Here is a 13,062-nt window from a genome sequence, read left to right on the forward strand (position 1 = left end):
TGAGTTGCGGTCTGCGTCACTCCGTACGAGTGCGGCATACGTCACCCCGTACAGCACACGCGCGGTGCCGGATCTTCCCGCATCCCCCCGTACGCGCGCGTGCAGTTGGCCGGCCGCGGGCGGGGGCCCGAGTGTCGGTGGCGGGCCGTACGGTGAACGGCATGAACATCTGTGTCTTCCTCTCCGCGGCCGACCTCGACGACCGCTACACGCGCCCCGCCCGTGAGTTCGCCGAACTGCTCGGCAAGGCCGGGCACACCCTGGTGTGGGGCGGCTCCGACGTCGGCCTGATGAAGGTCGTCGCGGACGGCGTGCAGCAGTCGGGCGGCCGGCTCTTCGGCGTCTCCGTGGAGTTCCTGCAGGCCAAGGCGCGGCCGGTCACCGAGCCCGACCGGATGCTGGTCACGGCCGACCTCGCGGAGCGCAAGGCGGCGCTCCTGGAGCACGCCGACGCGGTGGTGATCATGGTCGGCGGCACCGGCACGCTCGACGAGGCCACCGAGATCCTGGAGCTGAAGAAGCACGGCAAGACCACGAAGCCGGTGGTCCTGCTGAACACGGCGGGGTTCTACGACGGCCTGAAGACCCAGTTCCGCCGCATGGAGGACGAGGGCTTCCTGCCCGTTCCCCTCACCGACCTGGTCTTCTTCGCGGAGGAGCCGGTCGGCGCCCTGGCGTACCTGGAGGAGTCCATGGGCACCCGCTGATCCGCCTGTTGCGAGAATGGCCCGCATGGCTACCCATGTGATCACCGGAGCGGGCTCCGGCATCGGCGCCGCCGTCGCGCGCCGCCTGCACGCGCGCGGCGACGACCTCGTCCTCCTCGCGCGCGACGCCGGCCGCGCCAAGGAACTCGCCGAGCGGTACGAAGGCGCCCGCACCCTCGTCGGCGACCTCGCCGAACCGGACCGCCTCTCCTGGGCGTTCTCGCACCAGAGCCTGCCCGACCGGGTCGACTCGCTGCTGCACATCGCGGGCGTCGTCGACCTCGGCCGGATCGGCGACCTCACCCCCAAGATCTGGCGCCGCCAGCTGGAGGTGAACCTGATCGCCCCGGCCGAGCTGACCCGGCACTTCCTGCCCCAACTCCGCGTCGCCCAGGGCCAGGTGCTGTTCGTGAACTCCGGCGCCGGCCTGAACGCCCACGCCGACTGGTCGGCGTACGCCGCCTCCAAGCACGGCCTGAAGGCGCTCGCGGACGCCCTGCGGGCCGAGGAGAAGCCGAACGGCGTGCGCGTCACCACGGTCTACCCGGGGCGCACGGCCAGCCCCATGCAGGCCAAGGTGCACCAGCAGGAGGGCAAGGAGTACGACGCGGACCGCTGGATCGACCCGGAGTCCGTGGCCACCACGATCCTGATGGCCCTCGACCTGCCGCGGGACGCGGAGGTCAACGACCTGACGGTGCGGCCCGGCCGATGAGCGAGTACGTCTTCGGCCCCGCCACCGGCGTCGGCTCCATGCCCGGCGGCGACGCCCGCGAGGCCGCGAAATCCGTCACCGGAACCTTCGAGGACTTCCCGTACCTGGCGGAGCTGCCCGCGCGCGGACCCGGCGCCGACATGATCGGCCGTACGGCGGGCCTCCTGGTCGAGGTCTACGCGCGCGTGGAGCCCAGCGGCTGGCGCATCGGCGACCGCCCCGGAATGGACACCCGCCGCGCCAGATCCTGGCTCGGCGAGGACCTGGACGCCCTGGAGGAGTTCGCGCACGGATACGAGGGCCCGCTCAAGGTGCAGGCGGTGGGGCCGTGGACGCTCGCCGCCGCCCTGGAGCTGAAGAACGGCGAGGCCGCGCTCTCCGACGCCGGTGCCTGCCGCGACCTCGCGGGCTCGCTGGCCGAGGGCCTGGTCCGGCACCTGGAGGACGTGCGCCGCCGCGTGCCCGGCGCCACGCCGGTGCTCCAGCTCGACGAGCCGTCCCTGACCGCCGTGCTGCGCGGGCAGATCAAGTCCGCCAGCGGCTACCGCACACACCGCGCCGTGGACCGGCAGATCGTGGAGTCCACGCTCCGCTCGGTCCTGGAGGCCGCGGACGTGCCCGTGATCGTCCACTCCTGCGCCCCGGACGTGCCGTTCGCGCTGCTGCGGCGCGCGGGCGTCGCCGGAGTCTCCTTCGACTTCGGCCTCCTCACCGAACGTGACGAGGAGTCCGTCGGAGAGGCCGTCGAGGGCGGTACGAAGCTGTTCGCGGGCGTCGTGCCGTCCACCGACGCCGCATTGTCAGACCCTGCCAGTAACGTCAGTGGGGTCAGGACGCTGTGGCGCAGGCTGGGGCTGAATCCGGGGTTGCTCGCGGACGCGGTCGTGGTCACGCCGTCCTGCGGACTCGCGGGGGCCTCTCCCGCGTACGCCCGCAAGGCGCTCGCGCACTGTGTCACGGCGGCGAGATCACTCGCGGACAACCCTGAGTAACCGTTACGGGAGGACGAAGACGGTGGCCGGCGACAAGGACGCACAGACTGCCTCGACCGGGAGCTCCGTGCCCGCTCAGGCGCGCGAGGAGCACGCCCAGCTCGCGGAGCAGATCGAGGAACACCGCTTCCGGTACTACGTGAAGGACCAGCCGGTCGTCAGCGACGCGGAGTTCGACCAGCTCCTGCGCTCCCTGGAGGCCCTGGAGGACCGGCACCCGGAGCTGCGCACCCCGGACTCCCCGACGCAGAAGGTCGCGGGGTCGTACGAGACGGAGTTCACCGCGGTCGAGCACCGCGAGCGGATGCTGTCCCTGGACAACGCCTTCGACGACGAGGAACTCGCCTCCTGGGCCGACCGCGTGGCCAGGGAGGTCGGCTCGGGGGACTACCACTTCCTGTGCGAGCTGAAGGTCGACGGCCTCGCGGTGAACCTGACGTACGAGCACGGCAGGCTCACCCGCGCCGCCACGCGCGGGGACGGCCGCACCGGCGAGGACATCACGCCCAACGTCCGCACGATCGCGGACATCCCGGAGCGCCTGAAGGGCGAGCGCATCCCGGAGCTCGTGGAGATCCGCGGCGAGGTCTTCTTCCCGATGGAGAAGTTCGAGGAGCTCAACGCCCGCCTGGTAGAGCAGGGCGACAAGCCGTTCGCCAACCCCCGCAACGCGGCGGCGGGTTCACTGCGCCAGAAGGACCCGCGCATCACCGCCACGCGTCCGCTGCACATGGTGGTGCACGGCATCGGCGCCCGAGAGGGCCTCGACATCGACTGCCTGAGCCACGCCTATGAGCTGCTGCGCGGATGGGGCCTGCCCACCGCGCAGTACAACAAGGTGGTCGACGGCATCGACGGCGTCCGCGAGTTCATCGCGTACTACGGCGAGAACCGCCACTCCGTGATGCACGAGATCGACGGTGTCGTCGTCAAGCTCGACGAGATCCCGCTGCAGGGCCGCCTCGGCTCCACCTCGCGTGCGCCCCGCTGGGCGATCGCCTGGAAGTACGCGCCGGAGGAGGTCAACACCAAGCTGGTGGACATCCGCGTAGGCGTCGGCCGCACGGGCCGCGTCACGCCGTACGCGTGCGTGGAGCCGGTGACGGTGGCGGGCTCGGAGGTCGAGTTCGCGACGCTGCACAACCAGGAGGTCGTCAAGGCCAAGGGCGTCCTCATCGGGGACACGGTGGTGCTGCGCAAGGCCGGCGATGTCATCCCGGAGATCCTCGGCCCGGTCGCGGACCTGAGGGACGGCGGCGAGCGGGAGTTCGTGATGCCCGCCGAGTGCCCCGAGTGCGGCACGCCGCTGCGGCCCATGAAGGAGGGGGACATCGACCTGCGCTGCCCCAACTCCCGCTCCTGCCCGGCCCAGTTGCGCGAGCGGCTGTTCTACCTCGCGGGCCGCAAGTGCCTGGACATCGAGAACTTCGGCTATGTCGCCGCCACCGCCCTCACCCAGCCCCTGGAGCCCGCCGAGCCGCCGCTGAAGGACGAGAGCGGCCTCTTCGACCTCACCGTCGAGGAGCTTCTGCCCATCAAGTCGTACGTCCTGGACCAGGACACCGGTCTGCCCAAGCGGGACCCGAAGACCGGTGAGGAGAAGGTCGTCACGTTCTTCGCGAACCAGAAGGGCGAGGCCAAGGCCAACACCCTGGCGATGCTGAAGAACATCCAGGAGGCCAAGGACCGCCCGCTCGCGCGCGTCATCACCGGCCTGTCGATCCGCCACGTCGGCCCGGTCGCCGCCGAGGCCCTGGCCCGCGAGTTCCGTTCCATGGACCGGATCCAGCAGGCGAGCGAGGAGGAGCTGGCCGCCGTCGAAGGCGTCGGGCCGACCATCGCGGCCTCCCTCACGCAGTGGTTCGAGGTGGACTGGCACCGCGCGATCCTCGACCGCTGGCGGACCGCGGGAGTCCGCATGGAGGAGGAAGGCGCGGGCGACGAAGGGCCGCGTCCGCTGGAGGGGCTGACGGTCGTCGTGACCGGAACGCTTCAGACATATACGCGAGATGGCGCAAAAGAGGCCCTACAGCGTCTTGGAGCCAAGGTGACCGGATCCGTCTCCAAGAAGACGTCTTTTGTGGTGGTTGGTGAGAATCCGGGTTCGAAATATGACAAGGCCATGCAGGTCAAAGTCCCGGTTCTGAACGAAGATGGCTTCGCGGTGCTCCTGGAGCAGGGGCCCGACGCCGCTCGCGGCGTCGCGCTTTCGGCCGAGGAGTAGCGGTTGAAGGCCACCCGTTCAGCGCATACCAGATGCATACGGGTGGCCGGGTCGCATTCGGGCAACCGTTGTCGACCGCTGCCCGTAGAAGCCTTCTGCGGCCTACTGTTGAGGAGTGCGCCTGCCGTGCCCCGCTGCCGAATGGGGTATCTCCTGCTCCTCGCGAGCCCGGAGAAAGGTTTCAGACGCGGTGACTTCTGAACACGAGGGCCGCGTGGCGTGGGCACCGACGGCTGTGAGAGGGACGGGAATGAAACCGACCGAAAGCGCCGATCCGGTGTCAGGGCTGCGCCGCTTCCTTGCGCCCGCGCTGCCGGCCGCGGTCGCGGCCACCGCGGCCGTGGTCCTGGCAGCGGGGTTCGTCCGAGCCTTCACCGATCAGCACGCACTCTTCCCCGGCGGCGTCGTCGGCTGGGCACTTGCCGTCCTGACCGGCGTCATCGTGGGCCATCTCGTCCTCCTCGGCCGCGAACGCTGGTGGGGCGGCACCGGTTCCGGAGCCGCCCTGACCCTCGCCGTCCTCCTCCTCTACGGCTGGGTGCCCGCGGGCATGGTCAGCCTCACCGTCGTCGTCCTGGTCGCCGCCGCCCGCAGACGCCGCTGGCGCCAGGCCGTCCTGCACGGCGCGGTGGACATCCTCGGCATCGGCGCCGGAGCCCTGGTCCTCGCCGCCTTCGGCCAGGCCCCGTCCGTCGAGAACCCCTGGACCCCGGACAGCTGGAACGGCTGGAGCGCACCGGAGATCGTCCTGGTCGCCGCCGCGTACCTCCTGGTGACCCGCCTGCTCCTGTGGTACATGAGCGCGCCGCACGGCGAGGGCCTGCCGACCGTCGCCCGCACCGCCGTGGTCCGCCAGGCCCTGGTCGGCGTCGCGCTGCTCGGCATCGCCCCGCTGATCTGCGTCGTCGCCACCGCCCTGCCGGTCCTCCTGCCGCTCTTCGCGGTCCCGCTGATCGCCCTCGACTCCACGCTGTGGATCGCCCGCGCCAGAGCCGAGGAGCAGCTGCGCGACCCGCTCACCGGACTGCCCAACCGGCAGTGGCTGTTGGAGCGCACCTGGACCGCGCTCGACGAGGCCGAACGGATGGGGGCGCGTTCCGCCCTCGTCCTGATCGACCTCGACCGGTTCCGTTCCGTCAACGACACTCTCGGTCATCTCGCGGGCGACCGGCTGCTGCTGCAGATCGCCGACCGGCTCCGGCACGCCCTGCCGCGCGGTGCGGAGGCCGCGCGGCTCGGCGGCGACGAGTTCGCGGTGCTCCTGCCGACCTGCGACTCCACGACCAGCGCCCAGCGGGTCGCCCGCGGCCTGGTCGCCGAGCTCAGCTCCCCGCTCGACCTGGACGGGCTGACCCTCGTCCTGGAGGCCAGCGCCGGGCTCGCGGTCTTCCCCGACCACGCCCTGGACGCCGAGGGGTTGCTGCGCCGGGCGGACGTCGCGATGTACCAGGCGAAGCGGGACAGAACGGGCGTCGAGGTGTACGAGTCGAAGCGGGACTCCAACACCCCCGACCGCCTCGGCCTGTTGGGCGACCTGCGGCGCGCCCTCGACGCGGGCGAGGTCGAGCTGCACTACCAGCCGAAGGTCCGCTTCGACGGCCAGGTCGCCGGCCTGGAGGCACTCGTACGCTGGGTGCACCCGGAGCGCGGCAAGGTCCCGCCGGACGAGTTCATCGCCATCGCCGAGTCGTCCGGCCTGATGCCGCACCTGACGGAGTACGTCCTGGAGACCGCGCTCGCCCAGGTCGCGCGCTGGCACAAGCAGGGCCTGAAGGTGCCGGTCGCGGTGAACGTGTCGCCGCGTGACGTGCACACACCCGGCTTCGCCGGAGCGGTCGCCGCCCGGCTCGCCCGGCACGGCGTACCGGCGGGCGCGCTCCAGCTGGAGATAACGGAACACGTGCTGCTGGAGGACCCGCAGCGCGCGGCGGACACCCTGGCCGGGCTCACCGGGCACGGCGTGAAGATGTCCCTCGACGACTTCGGTACCGGCTACTCCTCGCTCGTCCACCTGCGGCGGCTGCCGGTCAGCGAGTTGAAGATCGACCGCTCCTTCGTGGCCCGCCTCGCCATCGACAACGAGGACGCGGAGATCGTCCGCTGCACCGTCGACCTCGCCCATTCCCTCGGACTGCTCGTCGTCGCGGAGGGTGTCGAGGACGACGAGACCTGGGAGCGGCTGCGGGACCTCGGCTGTGACGCGGTGCAGGGCTGGCTGGTCGCGGCGGCGATGCCCGCCGTCGAGACCACGTCCTGGCTCCGGGCCCGCGGCTCGCGCGGCTGGCGCCGCCCCGCGGAGCTGTCGGCCGAGGCCGACCCCGACACCCAGGAGGAAGCGGATCGGCCCTCGGGGCACGTGGTGCAGTAACGGTCCTGCGGACACCGGACCCGAGCCGGGCGCTGTTTCACGGGGACGCGTCCCGGCCCGCATCACCGTTTCACGGGCACGGGCCCGGGCCCCATAGGATTGGGCCAGACACATCACGCTCATCCCAGTGAGGATCCGCATGCCTGGCATCACGCGCGAGGAGGTCGCCCACCTCGCTCGGCTGGCGCGTCTGGAGCTGAAGGACGAAGAGCTCGACCACTTCGCCGGCCAGCTCGACGACATTCTCGGCGCGGTAGCCCGCGTCTCCGAGGTCGCCGACCAAGACGTACCGCCGACCTCCCACCCGCTGCCGCTGACCAATGTCATGCGCGCGGACGAGGTCCGTCCGTCGCTCACCCCCGAGCAGGCGCTCTCCGGCGCCCCGGCCCAGGAACAGCAGCGTTTCAAGGTGCCGCAGATCCTGGGGGAGGACTAACCGATCATGACGGACATCATCAAGCTCACCGCGGCCGAGATCGCCGCGAAGATCGCCTCCGGCGAACTGACCGCCGTCGAGGTCACCGAGGCCCACCTCGCCCGGATCGACGCCGTCGACGAGAAGGTGCACGCCTTCCTGCACATCGACCGCGAGGGCGCCCTCGCGCAGGCCCGCGCCGTCGACGCCAGGCGCGCGGCGGGCGAAAAGCTCGGCCCGCTGGCCGGAGTGCCGCTCGCCCTGAAGGACATCTTCACCACCGAGGGCGTCCCGACGACCGTCGGCTCGAAGATCCTCGAAGGCTGGCTCCCGCCGTACGACGCGACGCTGGTCAAGAAGCTGAAGGCCGCCGACGTCGTCGTCCTCGGCAAGACCAACATGGACGAGTTCGCCATGGGGTCGTCGACGGAGAACAGCGCGTACGGGCCGACGGGCAACCCGTGGGACCTCACCCGCATCCCCGGCGGCTCCGGCGGCGGTTCGAGCGCCGCGCTCGCGTCGTACGAGGCCCCGCTCGCCATCGGCACGGACACCGGCGGCTCCATCCGCCAGCCCGCGGCCGTCACCGGCACCGTCGGCGTCAAGCCGACCTACGGCGGCGTCTCCCGCTACGGCATGGTGGCCTTCTCCAGCTCCCTCGACCAGGGCGGCCCCTGTGCCCGTACGGTTCTGGACGCCGCGCTCCTGCACGAGGCCATCGCCGGGCACGACCCGATGGACTCCACCTCCATCGACGCCCCGGTCCCGCAGGTCGTCGAGGCCGCGCGGAACGGCTCCGTCGCCGGGATGCGCGTCGGCGTCGTCAAGCAGTTCCGCGGCGAGGGCTACCAGGCCGGTGTCGTGCAGCGCTTCGACGAGTCGGTCGCGCTCCTGAAGGAGCTGGGCGCCGAGATCGTCGAGCTGGACTGCCCGTCCTTCGACCTGGCGCTCGCCGCGTACTACCTGATCGCGCCGTCCGAGTGCTCCTCCAACCTCGCCCGCTTCGACGCGATGCGCTACGGCCTGCGCGTCGGGGACGACGGCACGAAGTCCGCCGAGGACGTCACCGCGCTCACCCGCGAGGCCGGCTTCGGCGACGAGGTCAAGCGCCGCGTCATCCTCGGCACGTACGCCCTGAGCTCCGGCTACTACGACGCGTACTACGGCTCCGCGCAGAAGGTCCGCACGCTCATCACGCAGGACTTCGCGAAGTCCTTCGAGCAGGTTGACGTCATCGTCTCGCCGACCACGCCGACCACCGCCTTCCCGATCGGCGAGCGCGCCGACGACCCGATGGCGATGTACCTCGCGGACGTGTGCACGCTGCCGACGAACCTGGCGGGCAACGCCGCCATGTCGCTGCCCTGCGGCCTCGCGCCGGAGGACGGCCTGCCCGTGGGACTGCAGATCATCGCCCCCGCCATGAAGGACGACCGGCTTTACCAGGTCGGCGCCGCCGTCGAGGCCGCCTTCGTGGAAAAGTGGGGTCACCCGCTGCTTGAGGAGGCTCCGTCGCTGTGACTGCCATGGCAAAGAAGGCCAAGAACTTCAAGAAGTCCAAGACCGGCGTGTACGTCTCGCTGGCCAGCACCGCCTTCGGCGCGCTGAGCGTCGCCAAGCAGGCGAAGATGGCCCGCCAGGACAACGACCTGCTGCGTCTCGCCGACGCCGCGGTCTCCGCCGCCGCCATCGTCACCGGCCTGGCGATCCTCTACCGCGAGCTGAAGCGGCTCGGCGACGACGACGTCCTGCTGGGCTGAGAGGGAAAGTTTCACCGTGACTGTCACGACTGACCTGGTGTCGTACGAGGACGCACTCGCGTCGTACGACCCCGTCATGGGCCTGGAGGTCCATGTCGAACTCGGCACCAGGACGAAGATGTTCTGCGGCTGCTCGACCGCGCTCGGCGCGGACGCCAACGCGCAGACCTGCCCGACCTGCCTCGGCCTGCCCGGCTCACTGCCGGTCGTGAACGCGACCGGCGTCGAGTCCGCGATCAAGATCGGCCTCGCGCTGAACTGCGAGATCGCCGAGTGGTGCCGCTTCGCCCGGAAGAACTACTTCTATCCGGACATGCCGAAGAACTTCCAGACCTCGCAGTACGACGAGCCGATCGCCTTCGACGGCTATCTGGACGTCCAGCTGGAGGACGGCGAGGTCTTCCGCGTGGAGATCGAGCGCGCCCACATGGAGGAGGACACCGGCAAGTCGACACACGTCGGCGGCGCCACCGGCCGTATCCACGGCGCGTCCCACTCCCTGCTCGACTACAACCGCGCGGGCATCCCGCTCATCGAGATCGTCACCAAGCCCATCGAGGGCGCGGGCGAGCGGGCCCCCGAGGTCGCCAAGGCGTACGTCGCCGAGCTGCGCGAGGTCATCAAGTCCCTGGGCGTCTCCGAGGCGCGCATGGACCAGGGCCAGATGCGCTGCGACGTGAACCTCTCCCTGCGGCCCAACGGCACCAAGGAGTTCGGCACCCGCTCCGAGACGAAGAACGTCAACTCGCTGCGCTCCGTGGAGCGGGCGGCGCGCTTCGAGATCCAGCGGCACGCGGCGGTGCTCTCCACCGGCGGCACGATCGTGCAGGAGACCCGGCACTTCCACGAGGACGACGGCTCGACCACCTCGGGCCGCATCAAGGACAACGCCGAGGACTACCGGTACTTCCCGGAGCCCGACCTCGTCCCCGTCGCCCCGGCCCGAGAGTGGGTCGAGGAGCTGCGGGCCGCGCTGCCCGAGATGCCGCGCGTGCGCCGCAACCGGCTGCGCGAGGAGTGGGGCGTCACCGAGCACGACATGCAGTCGATGCTCAACGCCGGTGCGGTCGACCCGATCGTCGCCACGATCGACGCGGGCGCCCCGGCGGACCAGGCCCGCAAGTGGTGGATGGGCGAGCTGGCCCGTAGCGCCAACGAGCAGGGCAAGGCGCTCGACGAGCTGGCGATCACCCCGGCGCAGGTCGCCCGGGTCGCCGCACTCGTCGCGGCCGGTGACCTGAACGACAAGCTGGCGCGTCAGGTCATCGAGGGCGTGCTCGCGGGCGAGGGCGACCCGGACACCGTCGTCGAGAAGCGCGGCCTGAAGGTCGTCTCCGACGAGGGCGCGCTGACCGCCGCCGTCGAGGAGGCCATCGCCGGAAACCAGGCCATCGCGGACAAGATCCGCGGCGGCAAGGTGGCTGCGGCCGGTGCCCTGGTCGGCGCGGTCATGAAGGCCACCCGCGGCCAGGCCGACGCGGCCCGCGTCAAGGAGCTGATCCTGGAGAAGCTGGGCGTCGAGGGCTGACCCCGATTTCGTACGCGCCGAGGGCGGGACCGGAACTTCCGGTCCCGCCCTCGGCGTTGGCGGTGGTTTGGACAACCGCCCCCGGTGCTTGGACCGTTCACCGCCGAGTCGGCCGTACGTCTTCCCTCATCCATCCCTGCTGCATAGCTTCCCGAGCGGCACACCGAACTCGGGAGGATCACTTGACCACGGACACTTCAGGCGCAGGGCTTTCGCGGCGGCGGCTGCTCGCTCTCGGCGGCGGCGCGCTCGGTGCCGCCACGGCGGGCTCGCTGCTTCCGCCCTCGCTGCAGGCCGCACTGGCCGCCGAGCCGCCCGCCGGAGGCCTGAAGGCCGTCAAGCACGTGGTGATCCTCATGCAGGAGAACCGTTCCTTCGACCACTACTTCGGCACCCTGCGCGGCGTACGCGGCTTCGGCGACCGCAACGCGGTCCGGCTCCCCGGCGGCAAGCCGGTGTTCGAGCAGCCCGCGCCGCTGGGCCGGACCGTGCTGCCCTTCCCGGTACGGGCGGCGGCCGAGGCGCAGCAGAAGGACCTGCAGTACATCGGTGACCTCGACCACTCCTGGTCCGGCGGTGCGAAGGCCTGGAACAAGGGCTGGATGGACAACTGGATCACCGCCAAGTCGGCGGCGACGATGGCGTACTACACGCGCGAGGACATTCCGCTGCAGTACGAGCTCGCGGACACCTTCACCCTCTGCGACGCCTACCACTCCTCCATCCACTCCTCCACCAGCCCCAACCGCAACCACCTGTGGAGCGGCAAGACCGGCAACGAGGCGAACGGCGACCGCGCGGTCGGCAACGACGCCTACGCGGAGGGCACGCACCCCGGCTACGACTGGGGCACGTACGCCGAGCGCCTGGAGAAGGCGGGGCGCAGCTGGCGCACGTACACCGAGTGGGAGAACTTCACCGACAACCAGATCGAGTTCTTCACCACCTTCAAGGCCATCGCCCGCAAGGTCCTGGCGAAGACCGAGCACACCTATATGGAGGCGTTTTACGCGAAGGTCCGCGAGGCCGCCGACGAGGCCGAGCGGGAGAAGCTGCTCGCCACTCTCGACGAGGGCGTGAAGTCCCTTGACGCGGGGGAGCGTTCGCTGTTCGAGCGGGCCCTGCGCCGGGTGCCGACGGGCACGCTCGCCGAGGAGTTCCGCCGTGACGTCGCCGCGGGCGAGCTGCCCGAGGTGTCCTACCTGGTGCCGTCCGCGCTCGACTCCGAGCACCCCGGCTCGTCCTCGCCGATCCACAGCGCCACGCTCGTCTACAAGATCCTCGACGCCCTCGGCTCGCACCCCGAGGTGTGGCGGCACACCGCCGTGTTCATCAACTACGACGAGAACGACGGCTTCTTCGACCACGTCCCGCCGCCCGTGCCGCCCGCCGACGTGACCGAGGAGCACTGGCAGGGACAGCCCACCGGGCTCGGGATGCGGGTGCCGATGCTGGTGGTGTCGCCGTGGACGGTCGGCGGGCACGTCACGTCCGAGGTCTTCGACCACACCTCCGTGATCCGCTTCCTGGAGCGGTGGACGGGCATCGAGGAGCCCAACATCGGCACCTGGCGGCGGCAGGTCACCGGCGACCTCACCGGCGCCTTCGACTTCACGCGCGGCCGCCCCCAGCCGGACGTCGAACAGCCCGGACCCGTACCGCCCTTCTCCGGCCGCTGGCGCCCCGAGCCGCCGGGGGACCAGGAGATGCCGCGCCAGGAGCCGGGCCGCCGACCCGCCCGCGCGCTGCCGTACCAGCCGGACGCGCACGGCACGCTCAGCGGCGACGGCAAGCAGGTCGAGCTGCGCCTGACGAACACCGGCCGCTCCAGCGCCCACTTCGCGCTCTACCCGTACGCGGGGGAGTACGAGGTGCCGCAGCACGTCGATGTAAGGGGCGCCGCACCCTTGCGGGTGCCCCTTACCGACGGTGCGTACGACTTCACGGTGACCGGGCCCAACGGCTTCCGCCGCGAGTTCGCCGGCAGTGCGGACGGGACCGCCGCGGTGAGCACGGAAATCGACGCACGCGCGCGTGCCGTTCGCCTCACGCTGCGCAACACCGGCACCGCGGACCTGACCTTCACGGTGCGGCCGCTCGCGTACACCGAGACCGCGCCGCGCACCGTCCGCGTACGGCCCGGAAAGAGCCGCAGCGTCGCGTACGAGGCGGACGAGGCGCACGGCTGGTACGACCTGGAGATCGTGGCCGCGGGCGACGGGCCGTTCCGGCGGCGGCTGATGGGGCACATCGAGAACGGCCGGGACAGCGTGTCCGGCTGACGCGCCGCCGCTCCCTCTCGTGGCCGTTCTCGCCTGTGAGGATGGCCACGAAAGGGGCAAATGATCTCGTC

Annotated in this window: 10 protein-coding genes; all 10 read left to right on the forward strand. The window is 71.0% G+C overall.

Annotated features, from left to right (window positions below):
* Positions 1 to 161: 161 nt before the first annotated feature.
* Positions 162 to 707: an LOG family protein gene (locus QIS99_RS07840; protein WP_282511809.1), complete on the forward strand. Its 546-nt coding sequence runs from the start codon at positions 162 to 164 to the stop codon at positions 705 to 707.
* Positions 708 to 723: 16 nt separating this feature from the next.
* Complete coding sequence (locus QIS99_RS07845; protein ID WP_282511811.1) at positions 724 to 1,422, forward strand: SDR family oxidoreductase; 699 nt, start codon at positions 724 to 726, stop codon at positions 1,420 to 1,422.
* Positions 1,419 to 2,414: a methionine synthase gene (locus QIS99_RS07850; protein WP_282511813.1), complete on the forward strand. Its 996-nt coding sequence runs from the start codon at positions 1,419 to 1,421 to the stop codon at positions 2,412 to 2,414. The genes QIS99_RS07845 and QIS99_RS07850 overlap by 4 nt, the downstream gene beginning before the upstream one ends.
* Positions 2,415 to 2,436: 22 nt before the next feature.
* Entirely contained in the window at positions 2,437 to 4,638 is a 2,202-nt protein-coding gene (ligA, locus tag QIS99_RS07855; RefSeq protein WP_282511815.1) for an NAD-dependent DNA ligase LigA, read from the forward strand.
* Between the two features lie 250 nt (positions 4,639 to 4,888).
* Positions 4,889 to 7,006, forward strand: coding sequence for a putative bifunctional diguanylate cyclase/phosphodiesterase (locus QIS99_RS07860; RefSeq protein WP_282511817.1), 2,118 nt, complete (start codon positions 4,889 to 4,891; stop codon positions 7,004 to 7,006).
* A 139-nt stretch (positions 7,007 to 7,145) separates the two neighbouring features.
* Complete coding sequence (gene gatC, locus QIS99_RS07865; RefSeq protein ID WP_282511819.1) at positions 7,146 to 7,442, forward strand: Asp-tRNA(Asn)/Glu-tRNA(Gln) amidotransferase subunit GatC; 297 nt, start codon at positions 7,146 to 7,148, stop codon at positions 7,440 to 7,442.
* Positions 7,443 to 7,448: 6 nt separating this feature from the next.
* Positions 7,449 to 8,942, forward strand: coding sequence for an Asp-tRNA(Asn)/Glu-tRNA(Gln) amidotransferase subunit GatA (gene gatA / locus QIS99_RS07870; protein WP_282511821.1), 1,494 nt, complete (start codon positions 7,449 to 7,451; stop codon positions 8,940 to 8,942).
* 5 nt (positions 8,943 to 8,947) lie between these two features.
* Positions 8,948 to 9,181: a hypothetical protein gene (locus QIS99_RS07875; RefSeq protein WP_282511984.1), complete on the forward strand. Its 234-nt coding sequence runs from the start codon at positions 8,948 to 8,950 to the stop codon at positions 9,179 to 9,181.
* Positions 9,182 to 9,197: 16 nt separating this feature from the next.
* Entirely contained in the window at positions 9,198 to 10,709 is a 1,512-nt protein-coding gene (gatB, locus tag QIS99_RS07880) for an Asp-tRNA(Asn)/Glu-tRNA(Gln) amidotransferase subunit GatB (RefSeq protein WP_282511823.1), read from the forward strand.
* 182 nt (positions 10,710 to 10,891) lie between these two features.
* Complete coding sequence (locus tag QIS99_RS07885; RefSeq protein ID WP_282511825.1) at positions 10,892 to 12,991, forward strand: phosphocholine-specific phospholipase C; 2,100 nt, start codon at positions 10,892 to 10,894, stop codon at positions 12,989 to 12,991.
* Positions 12,992 to 13,062: the final 71 nt, after the last annotated feature.

Source organism: Streptomyces solicavernae, from assembly GCF_029968095.1.
Classification (GTDB): Bacteria; Actinomycetota; Actinomycetes; order Streptomycetales; family Streptomycetaceae; genus Streptomyces; species Streptomyces solicavernae.

Bases quoted from the DNA above. Each gene is read 5' to 3' on its own strand.
- gatC (WP_282511819.1), top strand. From the start codon at position 7,146: ATGCCTGGCATCACGCGCGAGGAGGTCGCCCACCTCGCTCGGCTGGCG.
- QIS99_RS07875 (WP_282511984.1), top strand. From the start codon at position 8,948: ATGGCAAAGAAGGCCAAGAACTTCAAGAAGTCCAAGACCGGCGTGTAC.
- gatA (WP_282511821.1), top strand. From the start codon at position 7,449: ATGACGGACATCATCAAGCTCACCGCGGCCGAGATCGCCGCGAAGATC.
- QIS99_RS07840 (WP_282511809.1), top strand. From the start codon at position 162: ATGAACATCTGTGTCTTCCTCTCCGCGGCCGACCTCGACGACCGCTAC.
- QIS99_RS07860 (WP_282511817.1), top strand. From the start codon at position 4,889: ATGAAACCGACCGAAAGCGCCGATCCGGTGTCAGGGCTGCGCCGCTTC.
- QIS99_RS07850 (WP_282511813.1), top strand. From the start codon at position 1,419: ATGAGCGAGTACGTCTTCGGCCCCGCCACCGGCGTCGGCTCCATGCCC.
- QIS99_RS07845 (WP_282511811.1), top strand. From the start codon at position 724: ATGGCCCGCATGGCTACCCATGTGATCACCGGAGCGGGCTCCGGCATC.